We start from the raw sequence: 15,914 nt of genomic DNA, 5'->3' as shown, positions 1-15,914 counted from the left end.
GACGCGATCGCATGCTCACTATTCTCCGAACACGATATTCTTGAGCGGTATGACGAGGCTCTGCGTACGGTAGCGATAGCATTGCCAATTCTGCGTCGCGCTCAGGTCGGCCGTCACAGCCGCCCCCAGCGGCGAAGCCGTAGCGGGGAATATCACCGGCAACGTTGCAGCCGTGGTCGCATCGCATGCCGCGCCCGCGCCGCCCGAAGGCTTCACCGCAGCCGGAATCCGCGTCACCAGACCGACACGGATTGCCCGGATCTGACTCATGCTCGCCGCGCTTAGCGGCCATGCCCACGCGCCGCTTCCATCAACCCATTGAGAAATGCTCATGCCGGCGCCGGTCGCCACGCCATATTGCGCGCGCATGTGGACCACGTTCTCGGCCATCGGCGTCGCCGGGGTATTTGCCGCGGCAAACCGATCGGCGAGTTCAAGCATGGCGGTCGCATTGTTGACCTGGTAGGTCTTCCATGAAAATACCCCTGCATTCATTACGCTGGCACCTGCGCCATACAGTTGTGGATTGGAGAACGCCACGGTTGCCGGAGGATTCCAGTTGCCGCTGCCAGCCGCATGTGCGATCTGCGTGCTGTTGGCCTGCAACGAGGTACCGCTGACTTGCATGACGGTACACGGCGAGGTCACGCTGCCGTTGCCGCTGTACGCGGATACCAGCAGCACCGATCCTTGTACATTCGGGCCCGGAATGGTGATCCCCTGCGCCGAGGGCACGTTTAGCGGATCCGTACCCGCGGCCATTCCGGTGCTGAGGGCGATAGGTGCAGCAGCGCTTATCGAGGAACTTCCGGCGACGGAAATGGTGTCCGATGCGCCCACCCCGCCCGGGTGCGTCACCCATACGGGAGCGATGGCGGCATTGTCGATCAGCACGCCATTGAAATACGCGTTCAGTGCCGGGCAGATGATTGTGGACTGATTGTTGCGGCCAGCGGAGGCAACCCCCACGCCCGCTCCCTTGACATCACGTTCGATCGCCAGCATCGCCAACACGCTGCTGTCGGCGGCCGCGCTGGTCCCGAACTGCGTGCGCTTGAAATCCTCGAAGAAGTAGGTTGCGCTGACAATCGCGACGCCGGCAATCAAGCCGACCAGGAGGCCGACCAGAAGCTCAATCAGCGTAAAGCCGCTGGTACGCAGATGCGAGTGAAGCCTGGCGTGCATGGCTTGGCTATTTGAGATTGGTGGTGGTGACGGCGTTGTGCCAGGTGGTCAGGCTCAGATAGGTCTTCTCCTGCGCTTCTCCCGCAAGCTTCCATTGCAGGGTGACGGTCAGGTTTCCGGTGATTGCGTCGTACACCACGCTGGGTGCGTGCTGATCATCGGAGGGCAGCGCGCCTTTCACGCGCTTCAGCCAATCTGTGGCAATGGCTTGACCGGTGCCGGCAGTGCACCCGCCGCCGGCGGGCACCGTGTAGCAGGCAGCGTTCGCAGCATCCACGCTGGCGACCCCGATGATCTCTGCTGCGTAGTACTGCGCCACGGTTCGGTAGCGCGTTTGGGAATTCTGCTTGGCCGCAAGCAGGGTTGCCGCGCACAAGCCAACGATTCCTACCGAGAACAGTGTCAATGACACCAACGCCTCGATGAGCGCAAAGCCTTGGACGCGTGGTTTCATGTCAGCATGCCATCACGCTGTTGGCAGCGGCCGCGGGATTGCACACGCGCGCCTGCCCCAAGGCCGACAGCGCCACGCGCAAGCATTGCGCGGTTCCGCCACCGGCGCGGCAGGCGGCGCTGCCGCTAGCCGGCTGGACATCAAATCGGGGCAGCGCTGCCGCCGGCCCGCTGCAATCAGCCAACAGCACGCGTCCGGTACCATCAAAGCAGACTGATGCCTGGTTCGAGGCCAGTGCCACCGAGCGGCTCAACTCCGGCGGAGACGCGGAATAGCCCGCGAATCCGGCAGCGCTCGGTACTGCGTAGGACCAGCCCGTTGCCGACACCGTAAAGGTGGTCATCCGGTTGCGGTTGAGTGCTTCGACACGCGCTGCCTTGAGGTCGGAAGACAACTGTTCGCTGATGGCGCGCAAGCGGCTGTTCTGCAAATAGTCGCTCATGCCCGGCACGCCAAGCATCAGCAGAATGGAAATAATGGAGATGACTGCCATCATTTCCACAAGGGATATTCCCTTGGCCCTCATCTCAGCAATTCCCCTGGGTCAGCCACCAGCAGGTGCCGGTCACCGCATGCCCCTTATATGCGCTGGTGCCTTTGTTGCCGGTCTGGTCAAGCGTATAGGTATAGCCGGCCACCGCACCCTGGCCCTGCGCGGTGGCCGTGTATCCCTGAGTGGTCAGGACGCACTGGTAAGTAAAATTTGTCGAAGAGGTCGAAACATTGCAAGCGGCAACCCCATAGTTGCCGTTGTCCTGAAAGCTCTGCTCCATGCGCAAGCCGAAAACGGAAAGTGTGTCGAAGGCTTCCGATAGCTTGCTGCGCGTTATGTAGTCCGAGTAGATCGGAACGGAGATCATTGACAGGATGGCGAGGATCGCGACTGTCACCATCAGTTCGATCAAGGTGAATCCGCGTGCCGCCCCACATCCGTGCCGCCCGGATCCAGGCCGGGTATCTTGCTGTGTGGGGAAACGCGGCGCGGTCGCGGCATGGCGAAGCGGCGCGTGCATGTCAGCGCCGCCGGCGAGAAGACGAAAGCAGTCGCTGCGTGAGCGAAATTGTGACCCAGTTCATATGACCCCCGGTTGAATGACTCATCCGGATTCCGGCATCCCGCTCTGTGGCGGAAGCGCCGAACCCATCCCGATATTTTTTAATTTTCTGCAGGCCGGAGGCACACGCACCAGCCTTGATGACGTCATGGCACATCCTGCTGCCCGCGCCACCCCGCTATAGTGGGGGAAAGGATAGCGAAGTGTCAATTGCGTTACTTTCCCGTGCCGGATTTCGCTTCCAGCGTTGGATTGCGGCCACATGGATGTATGCAACATTAGTTATCAAACTCTTCACAGCCAGGCACGTTTCGCCCGTCGTTTGACCGGCATCCTGAGCAGGTCGCCACTGCCGAGCGAAACTGCCATGCCACCGACGAAAAACCCTTCCACCCGCTCAGGCGAACGCGCCAATCCTGCCAGCCTCCGGTCGGCGGCATCCAGCTCCCGCGTCGTACCAGCGCGGCATACGCGTACTGGAAGACGCCAGACTGCCTCCCCTTTCCGCACCACCAGGCCGTCCACCCGCGGCTACCTCCTGATCGAATCCCTCACCGCCCTCGCCGTGCTCGGCGTCGGCCTGCTCCCGCTCGCCACGCTCGCGCCTGTCGTGCTGGGTGCGCTGCGCCACTACGAGATCCTCGCCCATTCGACACGCGCGGCCGCCGAACTGGCGGAACTGGAACATCCGGCCATGGCCCTGTCACCGCTGCACGCGCGCGGCATCGGCCCGGATCATCTACGGTTGTGCCGGTCGCTCATCCCGGCGGGCGGCGACGATGGTCTGCCCGGCTGCACGGCAGGGCCCAGGCTGGCAGTCGTCGGACCGCTGCGCTCATCCCCGACCCGGCCCGGCGGCGTGCATGACGCGGCCGCGCTGCGGGTCGTCGCGCTATGGATCCGGCCGTGAAGACCGCCCCCACGCACGGCATCCTCCGGCGGGCCGGCCTGGCCAAAGTGCGCGCCCCAGGCTTCTCGCTGATCGAGCTGATGATCGGCCTGGCACTTGGCCTGCTGGTCAGCGCTCTGGCCGCGGCGGCGTTCCATGCGGCACAGCTGGCTTACCGCACCGCGGTCGACCTGGCGCTGCTGGAGGAGCGAGGCCAGCGCGCGCTTGCCATCGTCTCCCATCTGATCCGGCATGGTGGCTGGCGGCCCCCGGCTGCAACCATGCCGGCCGGGGCACCGCCGGCTGTCACCGGGCGCGACGATTGCGGCCAGCCCGGCATCGCCGCGCTGCCAACCTGCGCGCGGCGCGGCATCAACGGCAGCGATGCGTTGCTGGTGCGCTTCAGCGGCAGCGGACGCGCGCACGATCCCACCCTGCCCGACCAGACCATGACCGACTGCAGCGGCTACGCGTTGCCGGCCGCCGGCGCAGGCGGCGCTGGCGATGAAAGCGCAGACGCCTATGCCGGCACCAGCCTGCTCTATATAGGCAGTGGCGCCGACGGCGAGCCGCAACTGCTGTGCCGCTATGCCAGCCGGCGCGACGGGCGGTTGCAACGGGACAACTGGACCTCGGGTGCACTGGTGCGCGGCGTGGAGACCATGCAGTTGCGCTACGGCATCGATACCGATGGCGACGGCAAGGCCGATGCCTTCCTGCCCGCCGAGGCGCTGCTCGGCAGGGGAAACGCGGCATGGGGCGAGGTGCTGGCGGTGCAGGTGGTGCTGGTGCTGCGCGGCGAGCGCCTGTTGCCGCAGGCAGCCGTGGCCGCCACGCTCGCCTTGTTCCCGCCGCGCGCGCCCGACGGTCGTGGCAGCGCCGGCATGCAAGCCGACGACACCGTATTCGCGGTTCCCACCCACCCGGCCTTGATGCGCCGGGTGTTCTCGGCATCCGTGCGCCTGCGCAATGCCGGCTCGTGCGAGGAGACGCTATGTTGAAATCTGCGCCTGCGCCTTACCCGTCTCGCCGCAAGCGCGCCGGCGGAAGCGCGACCCTGGTGCTCACAGCGGCAATGCTGCTACTGGTGGCGGCCACTACGCTGGCCGGCCTGCACTTCCTGCTCCACAGCCGGCAGATCGCCTCCTACCAGCTCGAGCGCGAAATCGCGTTCCGCGCGGCTGACACCGCGCTGCTCGATGCCGAAGCGGAGTTGCTGGAAGCGCTGCGCGCCGGCGCTGCCGAGGCCGATGTGCGCCTTGCCGCCTGGCCTGCGCCGGGCCAGTGCGGGGGCGGCGCCCAGCGCGGCCTGTGCCGGCCTGCCGCGGACGTCCCGCCGCCGTGGGTGGACTGGCTGGATTCGCGCCGGCCGGATGACGCCACCGGCATCGCGGCAGGCAGCTTCAGCGGCGTCGATCTGCCGATACTGCCCCCCGGGGCGATTGGCATCGGCACCCTGCCGCGCTATGTGGTGGAACTGCTGCACGAACGCCCGCCTGGCGAACAGCTGGGGCGGAGCTATGCGGCCGGCACGGCGCCGCGGCTGCGCTTTCGCGTTACGGCGCTGGGCACCGGGCGCGACGCAGCGGTGCGCAGTTTGCTGCAGAGCGAGTTTCAGCCATGACGCTCGCCTCACGGTGTCGCGATGCGCTGGCCGCCCTCTGCAGCGGCCTGCTTTGGGCCGCTGGGGCGCAGGCCACCGCCGCGACGCCAGCGCCAGGCTCGCTGAGCTATATCGCCGAAGCCGGCCGGCATCCCTGGACCGGCCGCCTGCTGGCACTGGCGCTTCCATCGGGGGAGCAGGGAGCCGCACAAGCAATGCCAATGCCCGCCTGGGAAGCCGGCACGCTGCTCGATGCGCGCGATCCGGACTCGCGCCGCCTGTTCTCCGCACAGGAAGCACCGGACGGTACGCCGCCGTATCTTGTCACCCTGCGATGGGAGGCACTGGATACCTCAACGCGGGATCTGCTGGCGCAAGCCAGCGACGATGGCCGTCCGGATGACCAAGGCCGGCAACGGCTCGCGCGGCTGCGGGGCGCATGGCCAGCCGCGAACCAGCCTGTGCATCTGTCACCCACGGCGCCGGGACGGCTCGGGCGCCCGGCCGGCACGCCGCCCGTGCTGGTGCCGCCCCCCGTCTGGATACCTGGCAGGCCGGGACACGCCGAATTCGCCGTTCAGCACAGCGCGCGCCGGGCGCTGGTCTGGCTCGGCACGCACGACGGAATGCTGCACGCCTTCGACGCCAGTTCGGGCGAGGAAGTCCTGGCCTACCTGCCGCGCGGCCTGCTCAAGGAGAGCGCAGCCTGGTCATCGCGGGCCCTGCGATCGTCGGCGGCGCCTGCAGCGCAAGCCGCGGAGGCCACCCCGCCCGCCGCGCCCTGCCCCTATCCCGAAGCGGCCGATGTCGCGCTCGAACCCGGCCGCTGGCGCACCGTATTGCTGTGTGGCTTTCCCACCAGCATCCCGGACCCGGCCAAGCCTGCCGTGCAACGGGCGCCAGCGGGCGTGTTCGTGCTCGATATCACCGACACCGCCGCACAGCCACCGCTGGGACTGCTCTGGGAAGCACAGGCGTCGGATGCGCTGCCGCTGGCGCCGGCCGGCCCTGTGCGCGCCTTGGCGCTGGCCACCGCCAAGGGCCAGCGCTGGTACGCCATGGTGGCGCTGGCTGCCGCGCATGGCGGCCAGCGCCAATCCGGCAAGGCGCACGATACCCGGCCCGGCCACCGGGCGGGCCTGGCCCTGCTGCCGCTGGACAAACCCGCCCACGCCCCCTGGCAGGGGCGCCACGCTGTACCGCGACTGCAATTGCCAGCCAGCGGCTGCGGGACTGCCACGTCCAGCCCGGCGCTACTGGCGGCGACCGTCCTGCCGGACTTCGCCGGCGCGGCCCTGGCGGCTTATGCCGTGGATGCCGTCGGCCGGCTCTGGCGCTTCGATCTGCGCGGCGATCCCCCATGGCACGACAGCGACAACCGGGTCCGCTGCATTCACCGCGCGGAGAGCCAGACCCCGAGCCCGCCGCGTGCAACGCCCCCAACCGGCGCGCCGGCGGCCCCGGCACCCGTCATCGTGAGCGCCCCCGGAGGCCACCTCGTGGTGTACGGCGGCGGCAACCACATCACCGCCGTATTCGACCACGCCACCCTTGCCAGCGCGAGCGAGTCCGGAAGCCAGCCCCGGCGCATCTCGGCCCAGGCCAGGGAAGGCGGCGTCGTGTTGCGCCGGCAGCCGTGCGCGCCGGACTGCCCGGGCATGGCCGGCTGGCACCTGCCCTTGCCCAATCCCGGCGAGCGGCTCGACCGCATCCTCGCCGCCGACACAGGCTATCTGGGCTTGGTGACCCGCACGCCCGATGCGCGCCAGCGCATCTATCTGGTCCACGCGCTGAGCGGCGAGTCCATCGCGCGGAATCGGGTGGGCGGCCCCCTGGTCCATGCCGCGACCGGACTGGACGCGGGCGCCAACGCGGCCGTGGTGCTTGCCCGCAGGCCGCTGCCGCCCGCGCGCGCCCCGCAGCCCGGCGCCAGTTCACGCGAGGCGGTGGCGCTCACGCTCTGGTCCCTGGACGGTGACCGTGCCGTGCCACACCAGCGCATCGTTGCCAGCCGCCGTACCGGCCGGCTGCGCTGGCGCGAACTGATCCGCTCCGGTTCGCCCTGACGCGCCGCACGCCAGAGCCGCCCTGGCGCAAGGGCGTTCCCAGGAGCCCTGCGCTCCCGCGCCAACCGCCATCCACCGCGCATCGGCTTGCCAAAGCCGTTGACGGCGCCACGGAGTCCATTCATGACACCCACCCCTCGCACCAGCGGATTCACCCTGCTCGAACTCCTGATCACACTCACCATACTTGCCATCCTCGCGGCGATGGTCGTGCCGGCGTGGCACCGGCACATGGAACGCGGCTGGCGCGCGGAGGCGCGCAGCGCACTGATCGGTGCGATGCTGGAACTGGAACGCCACGCCCTCGCCACCATGAGCTTCGCGGCGCAGCCGGGCGGCGCCGTGGTGGCCGGCAACTGGCCGCGGGCGGTGCCCGGACAAGCGGCGCGCCCGCGCCATCTGATCAGCGCCGGCGCCTGCCCGAGCGGTGGCCTTGAGCGCTGCGTCGAACTGCGCGCCGTGCCCCAGACGCCGGATGCGCCATGCGGCGTGCTGATACTGCGCAGTACCGGCGAGTGGCTGGCGCAGCCCGCCTTTGCCGCGGAGCCGGTGCCGCTGCCGCCGGCTTGCTGACATGCCTGGCCATCGGCATCCCTGCCGCGGCATGACGCTCGCCGAACTGCTGACCTGCCTGGCCGTGCTGGCCATCCTGGCGGCGGCGGCCTATCCGTCCTGGCAACGCTTGCTGGCGCGGCAGCAGGTGGTGCTGGCTGCCGACCGTCTTGCCGGCTCGCTGGCGCTCGCGCGCGCCGCCGCGGTAGCCCGGCGTGCGGAAGTGATACTGGCGCCCTTGCCGGGCGAGGCAACGCTGGACCGCGGCTGGCGCCTGGCCCTGGCACCCGGGAGCAGCACGGCCGCGGAGCCGTCCGCCCCCGGCGGCAGCCAGCCGGACTGGCACGAGGGCGGCTTGCTGGCCGTGGTGGAACTGCACAGCGCCTGCCTGCGCATTGCCCTGCGCTCCACCGCGCAAGGCAACAATACGCTGCGCATGACAGCTGTGGGATACTCTCGCTCAGAGCAAGGCGGTTTCCTCGCCGCCACCTTCACCGTGACCTGCCAGGGTGAACAACGGCAGCTGAGGCTGGGGGCGCATGGCCGCGTACGCCTGTGCACGCCGGGCCAGGATACCGACTGCGATGGCCTCGCCCAGACCGCACCGCCCTGACGCCAGGTCATTTTGATAGCGCCTCCAACCCTCACCGATTCACCGTTCACCCGACAGGAAGCACCAGGCCTCATGTTCTCCGATACCGACCACGCAGCCATGGCACAGGCGCTCGCGCTCGCAGCGCGGGGCATGTACACCACCACGCCCAATCCGCGCGTTGGCTGCGTTTTGTCCAAGGACGGCAAGATCATCGGCCAGGGCTTTACCCAGCCGGCCGGGCAGGACCACGCCGAGATCCAGGCGCTCAAGGACGCCACCGCGCACGGCCACGATCCCGTCGGCGCCACGGCCTATGTCACGCTTGAGCCCTGCAGCCACTTTGGCCGCACCCCGCCCTGCGCGGATGCGCTGGTGCGCGCGGGCATCGCGCGCGTGGTGGCGGCCATGGAAGACCCCAATCCCGCCGTTTCCGGCCGGGGGCTGCAACGGCTGCGCGAAGCCGGGGTGGACGTGCGTTGCGGGCTGCTGGAAAAAGAAGCGCGCGAACTCAATATCGGCTTTGTCTCGCGCATGACGCGCGGCCTGCCCTGGGTGCGGGTCAAGGTGGCCGCCTCGCTGGACGGCGGCACCGCGCTGCACGATGGCACCAGCCAATGGATTACCGGCCAGGCCGCGCGCGACGATGGCCATGCCTGGCGCGCGCGCGCCAGCGCCATCCTGACCGGCATCGGCACCGTCCGCGACGACGACCCGCAACTGAACGTGCGCGCCGTCGAAACGCCGCGCCAGCCGCAGCGGGTGGTGGTCGATTCCCGCCTGGAATTGCCGCTGGATGCGCGCCTGCTGACCCCGGACACGGGCGATTTCGCCAAACCGGTGCTGGTGTTCTGCGCCTTCGACGACGCCGCGCGCCGGCGCGCGCTGGAAGCCCGCGGCGCCGAAGTGGTGGTGCTGCCCAATCCGCACGGCAAGGTGGAACTGCGCCACATGCTGGAAGAACTGGGCCGGCGCGGCATCAACGAGTTGCACGTGGAAGCCGGGTTCAAGCTTAACGGCTCGCTGATCCGCGAGCATTGCGCCGACGAACTGCTGGTCTACCTGGCGCCCAAGCTGCTCGGAGACGCGCAAGGCATGTTCAACCTGCCGCCGCTGGCAAGGCTGCAGGATGCGCCCGCCTTCCGCTGGCACGACGTACGCATGATTGGCGAGGACCTGCGCCTCATCGCCCGCCGCGCCGACCACGCCTGACCGCCATGCGCGGCCGCGGCGGCGGAATCGGGATCGGTCATGCCCCCGCGTAAGCGGCGAGGACCCGACACAGGCTGAGGCCCGGGGCTGCGCCACCTTCGCCAGCACCCGACCCTCCCCTATATAAGAAAGCAAGAAGGGCGTCCGTGCCGTCCTGGCGACATGCCAACCGGCCGCAGATGTCCGGCCAAAAACGAATCGGCTCCGCACCTGCTAGCATGCGTGTTTTCCCATCGCATCACGCACCGATCATGTTCACTGGCATTGTCGCGGCCGTTGGCCGCATCGAATCCGTTTCCCCGCTGGGCGCCAGCGAAGCCGCAGCCGACGCTGGCGTGCGCCTGCGCATCCGCGCCGGCGGCCTTGACCTGTCCGATGTCATCCTCGGCGACAGCATCGCCATCCAGGGCGCCTGCATGACGGTGATCGCGCTGGATGGCGACGCCTTCGACGTCGACGTCTCTCGCGAGTCGCTCGACAAGACCGCCGGCCTCGACCGCCCGGGCCGCGTCAACCTGGAAAAAGCCCTGCGCCTGGCCGACCGCCTGGGCGGCCACCTGGTATCGGGCCATGTCGACGGGCTTGGCGAAGTCACGCACTTCGCGCCGGTGGGCGAATCCCACGAACTGCGCGTGCGCGCCCCGCGCGAACTGGGGCGCTACCTGGCCTACAAGGGGTCGGTGGTGGTCAATGGCGTCTCGCTGACGGTCAACAAGGTCGCCGACGACGAGCAAGGCTGCACCTTCTCGATCAACCTGATCCCCCACACCATCGAGGTCACCACGCTGCAGGATCTCAAGCCCGGCACGCGCGTGAACCTGGAAATCGACCTGATCGCGCGCTACGTGGAGCGCATGCTGAGCGCGCCAAAACCAGCCTGATCGCCGCCCACCCATGGCCGGACCGCGGTCCGGCGCCGGCTTCGCCGTCCCGCCCCCGGATCGATCGGCCGCACGGGGCAGCCAGGCTGCGCGCGCCTCGCCGCGCGCGCTTGACGTACAATATCGGGCCAGACCGCTGCCGCGGGACAACCGGTTTGCCGCCTGCGGCCATCGGCCAGTCTGCCCGGGCAGCCGCCCAGCAAGCCATCCCGCCCGAATTTCAGCCAGAATTCCAGCCTAAACCTCAGCCGCTCCCAGCCTGCACGCCATGACAATCGCCCGTACCGAAGACATCATTGCCGAAATCCGTGCAGGTCGCATGGTTATTCTGGTCGACGAGGAAGACCGCGAAAACGAAGGCGACCTGGTTCTGGCAGCCGATTTCGTCACACCCGAGGCGATCAATTTCATGGCCAAATACGGGCGCGGCCTGATCTGCCTGACACTGACCGCCGAGCGCTGCCGCCAGCTTGAGCTGCAACCCATGGTCAGCCGCAACGGCACGGTGCACGGCACCAACTTCACCGTGTCGATCGAGGCAGCCGAGGGCGTCACCACCGGCATTTCGGCGGCCGACCGGGCCCGCACCGTGCAGGCCGCGGTCGCCAGGGACGCGCGCGCCGCCGATCTGGTCCAGCCCGGCCACATCTTCCCGCTGACGGCTCAGCCCGGCGGCGTGCTGATCCGCGCAGGCCATACCGAGGCGGGCTGCGACCTGGGCGCCCTGGCGGGCCTGACCCCGGCCGCCGTGATCTGCGAGATCATGAAGGACGACGGCACCATGGCCCGCCTGCCGGACCTGATCGAATTCGCGCAGGAACATGACATCAAGATCGGCACCATTGCCGACCTGATCCACTATCGCAGCCGCACCGAGAGCATCATCGAGCGTGCCGGCGAACGCGCCATGGCCACCCCATACGGTACCTTCCACAGCATCATCTATCGCGACAAGCCGACCGGCCGCGCGCATCTGGCGCTGGTCAAGGGCACGCCGCGGCCCGACCGCGAAACCCTGGTGCGCGTGCACGAGCCGCTGTCCACCCTGGATCTGCTGGAAGTGTCGCGCACCACGCATTCGTGGAGCGTGCCTGCCGCGCTGGAGGCCATCGCCCAAGCCGAGCATGGCGTGATGGTGCTGCTGAACTGCGGCGACACCGCGCAGCAGTTGTTTACGCAGTTCTCGGCGCTGGACGCGCCGCAGGACCGCCCGCGCGTGAAGCCGGACCTGCGCATCTACGGCACGGGCGCGCAGATCCTGAAGGATGTCGGCGTCGGCAAGATGCGCGTGCTGGCGTCCCCGCTGAAAATGCCGAGCATGACCGGCTATGACCTCGAAGTCACCGGCTACCAGCCCATGGGCGGCGGCAAGGCAGACTGAACTACCGTATACACACGGCGGCCGCATCCCTAGAGCCGGCCGCCGCACCGAACCCAGGAGAATACAAGATGGATCACGGTTTCTATCCCAGCAACCTCGAAGGCGAAGGCCTGCGCATCGGCATCGTGCAAGCGCGTTTCAACGAGCCGGTTTGCGACGAACTGCGCGAAGCCTGCGTGGCAGAGCTGGAAAAGCTGGGCATCGAAGGCGAGGACACTCTGGTGGTGACCGTACCCGGCGCCCTGGAAATCCCGCTGGCACTGCAAAAGATGGCCGAAAGCGGCCAGTTTGACGCGTTGATCGCGCTCGGCGCGGTGATTCGCGGCGAGACCTACCATTTCGAGCTGGTCTCGAACGAGTCGGGCGCCGGCATCACCCGCGTCGGTCTGGACTTCAATGTACCGATCTCCAACGGCATCCTGACCGTGGACACCGACGCCCAGGCCCACGCCCGTACCCGCGAAAAGGGCCGCGACTGCGCCCGCGCTGCAGTGGAAATGGCCAACCTGGTATCCGCGCTGGACTCCCTGCGCGGCCAGGAAGGCGAGGAAGACGAGGACGAAGATGAGTGACGCGCCCGATAGCAGCAACCCCGCCGGCAAGCCGGCGGACGGCGCCAAGCCCGTCGCCAAGGCCGAGCCGAAGGCCCCGCCCAAGAGCGCGCGCCGCCGCTCGCGCGAACTTGCGCTGCAGGGCCTGTACCAGTGGCTGCTGAATCGCAACGATACCGGCGCCATCCAGGCTCACCTGCATGACGCCCAAGGCTTCAACAAGGCCGACCGCGAGCACTTCGACGCCCTGCTCAATGGCGCCATCCGCGAGGAAACCAAGCTGACTGGCGCGTTCGAGCCCTTCCTGGACCGCCCGGTGGACGAACTCTCGCCGGTCGAGCGCGCCGCCCTGCTGATCGGCAGCTACGAGCTGGTGCATTGCCTCGACATCCCGTACAAGGTCGTCATCAACGAGGCCGTGGAGCTGACCAAGACCTTCGGCGGCGTGGAAGGCTACAAGTACGTCAACGGCGTGCTGGACAAGCTGGCCGCCCAGGTGCGCGCGCCCGAAGTGGCCGCCCGACGCTGACCACGGCGACCGGCACCGTCCGCGGCGCCGCGCTTGCCGTACCGACACCCGCTTCAGGCGGGTGTTTCTACATTTACCCCCCGAACCAGCCAAGCGCCCGCCCTCCGGGCAACCCAGGCTAACCGAGCTAACCAAACCTCTCCCGCCATGGACATGCAGCGTCTCGCCACCGCCTCCCGCCTCGCCAATATCGACGCCTTCCACGTGATGGAACTGGCCAAGCAGGCCGCCGAACTGGAACGCGCCGGGCGCCACATCATCCACATGGGAATCGGCGAGCCCGACTTCACCGCGGCCGAGCCCGTGGTGCGGGCGGCCGAGGCCGCCATGCGGCGCGGTGTCACCCAGTACACCGGCGCGCTGGGCATCGCACCGCTGCGCGAGGCCATTGCCGGCTACTATAAGACGGCGTACGGCATCGACATCCCGGCCCGCCGCGTGATCGTCACCGCCGGCGCCTCGGGCGCGCTGCTGCTGGCCTGCGCGGTGCTGGTGGAGATCGGCGCCGAGGTGCTGATGCCCGACCCCAGCTACCCCTGCAACCGGCATTTCGTCGCGGCCTTCGACGGCCGCGCGAAAATGATCCCGAGCGGGCCCGCCCAACGCTTCCAGCTGACCGCCGAACAGGTGGAGACGCACTGGGGCGAGCAGACCCGCGGCGTGCTGCTGGCGTCTCCCTCCAACCCCACCGGCACCTCGATCCTGCCGGGCGAGCTGACGCGCATCCTGCAAGCCGTACGCGCGCGCCAGGGCTTTGCCATCGTCGACGAGATCTACCAGGGCCTGTCCTACGACGCCCCGCCGGTATCGGCCCTGAGCCTCGACGACGATGTCGTCACCGTCAACAGCTTCTCCAAGTACTTCAATATGACGGGGTGGCGCCTGGGCTGGCTGGTGGTGCCGGACGCGCTGGTGAGTGCCTTCGAGAAAGTGGCGCAGAACCTGTTCATCTGCGCCTCCGCGGTTGCCCAGCATGCGGCGCTGGCCTGCTTCTCCCCTGAAGCCCTGGCCATCTACGATGCCCGCAAGGCCGAATTCCACCGCCGCCGCGACGCCATCGTGCCGGCGCTGGAGTCGCTCGGCCTGCGGGTGCCGGTCAAGCCGGATGGCGCCTTCTATGTGTATGCGGACTGCCGCGGCGTCAACCACCCCGCCGCAGGCGATGCCGACAGCCTGACGCAGGCCATGCTGCATGATGCCGGCGTGGTGCTGGTGCCGGGCCAGGATTTTGGCCCGTACACGGCCAGCGACTACATCCGCATCTCGTACGCGACCTCGATGGAGAATATCGAGCAAGCCATGGCACGCCTGGGCAAGTTCTTCGCCTGAACAACGAAAAAAGCACCCCGAAGGGTGCTTTCAGATTGCTGGCAAAATCGGACCTGTGGTGGCGGCCCCCCTCTCCCCATGAGGGAGAAGGAGTAACACCCTCGTCATGCCACGCGGTTTGGGCGCATCCGGCCGGCTTCGGCTAGTGCCTCAGGCTTGCCAGGGCCGCCGCCAGCACCTGTCAGGCGCTCTTGGGCACGTTGCCCGCCGCTTCCAGCTTGTCGCCCGCGCCTTGATGGTGCTCGGCCTGGGCCTTGGCGCCGGGCGTGGCTTCCGGCTTGGCGGCGACCGGCTCGGGCGCATTGCGCACGCCCAGCAGTTGACGCAGGCGGGCACGTTCCGCCAGCACCTTGGCGCCATAGCCGCCATCGGTATTGGTCGTCGCCGCGCCCACGTAATACTTCAGGCCACCTTCCAGCGAACCGGCGCGGGCAATGCAGTCCTTCAGCACCAGCGCGCCGATCTTGATGTTGGCGTACGGGTTGAGCGCGGCGGCCACGCCGCCCACGGCCTCGTACTTGTCCTGGTGGACCTTGGTCATCACCTGCATCAGGCCCTGCGCGCCCACGCCGCTCTCGGCGTACGGGTTGAAGCTGGACTCGATCGCGATCACGCCCAGGATCAGCAGCGGATCGATGCCGACTTCGCGCCCGGTCAGGTATGCGGCCTTGACCAGTTGCGCGGTTGCCTGCGCGGCTACCCGATACTTGCGGGCAATGTATTCCGCCACGGCAGCCTGCTCGCGCGCGCTGCCCAGCGTGGCGGAACTGCGCGCGTCCAGCGCCACGCGCTGCGCCGGGATCTGCGCGGCCAGATGGGCCACGGAAGGCACCTTGCCCGCCGTCGTCTGGCCCCAGTCGTCGGTCCCGGTCACCGTCGGCAAGCCCGCGGGCTTCGAAGGCACCGTTGCCAGGGCCAGCTTGGCCGCGGCGACGTCGGCCGTGGACGCAGGCACCGCCGCTTCCATCAGCACCGCGGGGGCTTCGTCCCCGGCCAGCGCACCGGCCAGGGCCGTACGCCATTCCTGGCTGAGCGACAGCGATACTGCCGCGACGACAGACACCACCCCGAGACTGTTCAGGGCGTACTTCAGTGTTGCACGACCGCCCCGTATGGCGCGGTTAGCCACCGGATGCGCGAGACGAACCTGCAACGCCCGACTCACTCCGGGTACCGGTTGTCTGAAGCGGACCTGCAATGCCCGTCCGACACCGGGAAGATGAAGGGTTTTCCAACCACTCATACTTACCTCCATCCGCTGTCCGCTTCGCGCTGCGCTATTGCGCCGCACGCCCGATGACCGCGTATTCAAGTAAGGATGCCGCACTGCCTAGCAAGGACCGCCAGCACCTGTTGGTGGGCGCTCCCCATGCGCCCAACGAGAAACAGGGTAGGCTCTTGGGGGAGCCTGCCCTGCTGCGAACTACTCAAAACCACCGGCTCGGCGCCGGGCAATCAGGCGGGCCCGTCCTTGCTCAGACGAATCCGCTCAGATGATCAAATATGGATAATTCTCCACCAACCCCTTGACAGGGCCAAAAGAAATGTGCTGCATCGCAACACTCCAACGAGTAGAGCCGGATTGTAGAAACCCTTTTATACATCGTCAAGAATAACGTTTAGCAAAAACAAAGC

Annotated in this window: 17 protein-coding genes; 12 read left to right on the top strand and 5 right to left on the bottom strand. The window is 68.1% G+C overall.

Annotation, left to right across the window (positions count from 1 at the left end):
- Positions 1 to 18: 18 nt before the first annotated feature.
- From AC3FOF_RS01665 to AC3FOF_RS01650, 4 genes are read right to left on the bottom strand one after another with little or no spacing between them, the layout of a single operon-like run.
- On the bottom strand, positions 19 to 1,185 hold the full coding sequence (locus AC3FOF_RS01665) for a PilW family protein (RefSeq protein ID WP_017227216.1): 1,167 nt from the start codon (positions 1,183 to 1,185) through the stop codon (positions 19 to 21).
- A gap of 7 nt (positions 1,186 to 1,192) precedes the next feature.
- Positions 1,193 to 1,639 carry a type IV pilus modification PilV family protein gene (locus AC3FOF_RS01660; protein ID WP_017227217.1) on the bottom strand — a complete coding sequence of 149 codons (447 nt, stop codon included), beginning with the start codon at positions 1,637 to 1,639 and terminating at the stop codon, positions 1,193 to 1,195.
- A gap of 1 nt (position 1,640) precedes the next feature.
- On the bottom strand, positions 1,641 to 2,165 hold the full coding sequence (locus tag AC3FOF_RS01655) for a GspH/FimT family pseudopilin (protein ID WP_488725614.1): 525 nt from the start codon (positions 2,163 to 2,165) through the stop codon (positions 1,641 to 1,643).
- A 1-nt stretch (position 2,166) separates the two neighbouring features.
- Positions 2,167 to 2,652 carry a type IV pilin protein gene (locus tag AC3FOF_RS01650; protein WP_276264904.1) on the bottom strand — a complete coding sequence of 162 codons (486 nt, stop codon included), beginning with the start codon at positions 2,650 to 2,652 and terminating at the stop codon, positions 2,167 to 2,169.
- 304 nt (positions 2,653 to 2,956) lie between these two features.
- Between AC3FOF_RS01650 and AC3FOF_RS01645 the strand changes: the two genes are divergently transcribed.
- From AC3FOF_RS01645 to AC3FOF_RS01590, 12 genes are all read left to right on the top strand, one after another.
- Complete coding sequence (locus tag AC3FOF_RS01645) at positions 2,957 to 3,604, top strand: type IV pilus modification PilV family protein (protein WP_488725613.1); 648 nt, start codon at positions 2,957 to 2,959, stop codon at positions 3,602 to 3,604.
- Entirely contained in the window at positions 3,601 to 4,584 is a 984-nt protein-coding gene (locus AC3FOF_RS01640) for a PilW family protein (protein ID WP_488725612.1), read from the top strand. The genes AC3FOF_RS01645 and AC3FOF_RS01640 overlap by 4 nt, the downstream gene beginning before the upstream one ends.
- Positions 4,578 to 5,207, top strand: a complete 630-nt coding sequence (locus AC3FOF_RS01635; RefSeq protein ID WP_488725611.1) for a pilus assembly protein — start codon at positions 4,578 to 4,580, stop codon at positions 5,205 to 5,207. Before AC3FOF_RS01640 ends, AC3FOF_RS01635 begins: the two co-directional genes overlap by 7 nt.
- Entirely contained in the window at positions 5,204 to 7,252 is a 2,049-nt protein-coding gene (locus tag AC3FOF_RS01630; protein ID WP_488725610.1) for a pilus assembly protein, read from the top strand. Before AC3FOF_RS01635 ends, AC3FOF_RS01630 begins: the two co-directional genes overlap by 4 nt.
- A gap of 123 nt (positions 7,253 to 7,375) precedes the next feature.
- A complete protein-coding gene (locus AC3FOF_RS01625; protein ID WP_488725609.1) occupies positions 7,376 to 7,825 on the top strand; it encodes a type IV pilin protein in 450 nt (149 codons plus the stop codon).
- A 31-nt stretch (positions 7,826 to 7,856) separates the two neighbouring features.
- Positions 7,857 to 8,417 (top strand): GspH/FimT family pseudopilin, encoded by a 561-nt coding sequence (locus AC3FOF_RS01620; protein ID WP_488725608.1) that lies wholly within the window; start codon positions 7,857 to 7,859, stop codon positions 8,415 to 8,417.
- A gap of 72 nt (positions 8,418 to 8,489) precedes the next feature.
- Complete coding sequence (ribD, locus tag AC3FOF_RS01615; protein ID WP_488725607.1) at positions 8,490 to 9,608, top strand: bifunctional diaminohydroxyphosphoribosylaminopyrimidine deaminase/5-amino-6-(5-phosphoribosylamino)uracil reductase RibD; 1,119 nt, start codon at positions 8,490 to 8,492, stop codon at positions 9,606 to 9,608.
- A gap of 251 nt (positions 9,609 to 9,859) precedes the next feature.
- A complete protein-coding gene (locus AC3FOF_RS01610) occupies positions 9,860 to 10,489 on the top strand; it encodes a riboflavin synthase (RefSeq protein WP_017230260.1) in 630 nt (209 codons plus the stop codon).
- A gap of 268 nt (positions 10,490 to 10,757) precedes the next feature.
- Positions 10,758 to 11,870: a bifunctional 3,4-dihydroxy-2-butanone-4-phosphate synthase/GTP cyclohydrolase II gene (gene ribBA, locus AC3FOF_RS01605; RefSeq protein WP_276267882.1), complete on the top strand. Its 1,113-nt coding sequence runs from the start codon at positions 10,758 to 10,760 to the stop codon at positions 11,868 to 11,870.
- A gap of 68 nt (positions 11,871 to 11,938) precedes the next feature.
- Positions 11,939 to 12,442 (top strand): 6,7-dimethyl-8-ribityllumazine synthase, encoded by a 504-nt coding sequence (ribH, locus tag AC3FOF_RS01600; RefSeq protein WP_017230258.1) that lies wholly within the window; start codon positions 11,939 to 11,941, stop codon positions 12,440 to 12,442.
- Entirely contained in the window at positions 12,435 to 12,950 is a 516-nt protein-coding gene (gene nusB / locus AC3FOF_RS01595) for a transcription antitermination factor NusB (protein WP_276267883.1), read from the top strand. The genes ribH and nusB overlap by 8 nt, the downstream gene beginning before the upstream one ends.
- Before the next feature lie 147 nt (positions 12,951 to 13,097).
- The gene (locus AC3FOF_RS01590) at positions 13,098 to 14,279 is read left to right on the top strand and encodes a pyridoxal phosphate-dependent aminotransferase (RefSeq protein ID WP_488725606.1); all 1,182 of its coding nucleotides are present in this window, start codon (positions 13,098 to 13,100) and stop codon (positions 14,277 to 14,279) included.
- A 181-nt stretch (positions 14,280 to 14,460) separates the two neighbouring features.
- Here AC3FOF_RS01590 and AC3FOF_RS01585 read toward each other — a convergent pair whose 3' ends face one another.
- On the bottom strand, positions 14,461 to 15,522 hold the full coding sequence (locus AC3FOF_RS01585; RefSeq protein WP_035816768.1) for a lytic transglycosylase domain-containing protein: 1,062 nt from the start codon (positions 15,520 to 15,522) through the stop codon (positions 14,461 to 14,463).
- Positions 15,523 to 15,914 lie beyond the last annotated feature (392 nt).

This window comes from Cupriavidus sp. 96C5-1 (genome assembly GCF_057798855.1).
The sequence above is the reverse complement of the archived record's forward strand: the minus strand, read 5'-3'. Positions and strand labels throughout refer to the sequence as shown.

Excerpts from the sequence above, each read along its gene's own strand:
- ribH (WP_017230258.1), top strand. The coding sequence starts at position 11,939 with ATGGATCACGGTTTCTATCCCAGCAACCTCGAAGGCGAAGGCCTGCGC.
- nusB (WP_276267883.1), top strand. The coding sequence starts at position 12,435 with ATGAGTGACGCGCCCGATAGCAGCAACCCCGCCGGCAAGCCGGCGGAC.
- AC3FOF_RS01645 (WP_488725613.1), top strand. The coding sequence starts at position 2,957 with ATGGATGTATGCAACATTAGTTATCAAACTCTTCACAGCCAGGCACGT.
- AC3FOF_RS01590 (WP_488725606.1), top strand. The coding sequence starts at position 13,098 with ATGGACATGCAGCGTCTCGCCACCGCCTCCCGCCTCGCCAATATCGAC.
- AC3FOF_RS01650 (WP_276264904.1), bottom strand. The coding sequence starts at position 2,652 with ATGCACGCGCCGCTTCGCCATGCCGCGACCGCGCCGCGTTTCCCCACA.
- AC3FOF_RS01630 (WP_488725610.1), top strand. The coding sequence starts at position 5,204 with ATGACGCTCGCCTCACGGTGTCGCGATGCGCTGGCCGCCCTCTGCAGC.
- AC3FOF_RS01585 (WP_035816768.1), bottom strand. The coding sequence starts at position 15,522 with ATGAGTGGTTGGAAAACCCTTCATCTTCCCGGTGTCGGACGGGCATTG.
- AC3FOF_RS01625 (WP_488725609.1), top strand. The coding sequence starts at position 7,376 with ATGACACCCACCCCTCGCACCAGCGGATTCACCCTGCTCGAACTCCTG.
- AC3FOF_RS01665 (WP_017227216.1), bottom strand. The coding sequence starts at position 1,185 with ATGCACGCCAGGCTTCACTCGCATCTGCGTACCAGCGGCTTTACGCTG.
- ribD (WP_488725607.1), top strand. The coding sequence starts at position 8,490 with ATGTTCTCCGATACCGACCACGCAGCCATGGCACAGGCGCTCGCGCTC.
- AC3FOF_RS01610 (WP_017230260.1), top strand. The coding sequence starts at position 9,860 with ATGTTCACTGGCATTGTCGCGGCCGTTGGCCGCATCGAATCCGTTTCC.
- ribBA (WP_276267882.1), top strand. The coding sequence starts at position 10,758 with ATGACAATCGCCCGTACCGAAGACATCATTGCCGAAATCCGTGCAGGT.
- AC3FOF_RS01660 (WP_017227217.1), bottom strand. The coding sequence starts at position 1,639 with ATGAAACCACGCGTCCAAGGCTTTGCGCTCATCGAGGCGTTGGTGTCA.
- AC3FOF_RS01620 (WP_488725608.1), top strand. The coding sequence starts at position 7,857 with ATGACGCTCGCCGAACTGCTGACCTGCCTGGCCGTGCTGGCCATCCTG.
- AC3FOF_RS01655 (WP_488725614.1), bottom strand. The coding sequence starts at position 2,165 with ATGAGGGCCAAGGGAATATCCCTTGTGGAAATGATGGCAGTCATCTCC.
- AC3FOF_RS01635 (WP_488725611.1), top strand. The coding sequence starts at position 4,578 with ATGTTGAAATCTGCGCCTGCGCCTTACCCGTCTCGCCGCAAGCGCGCC.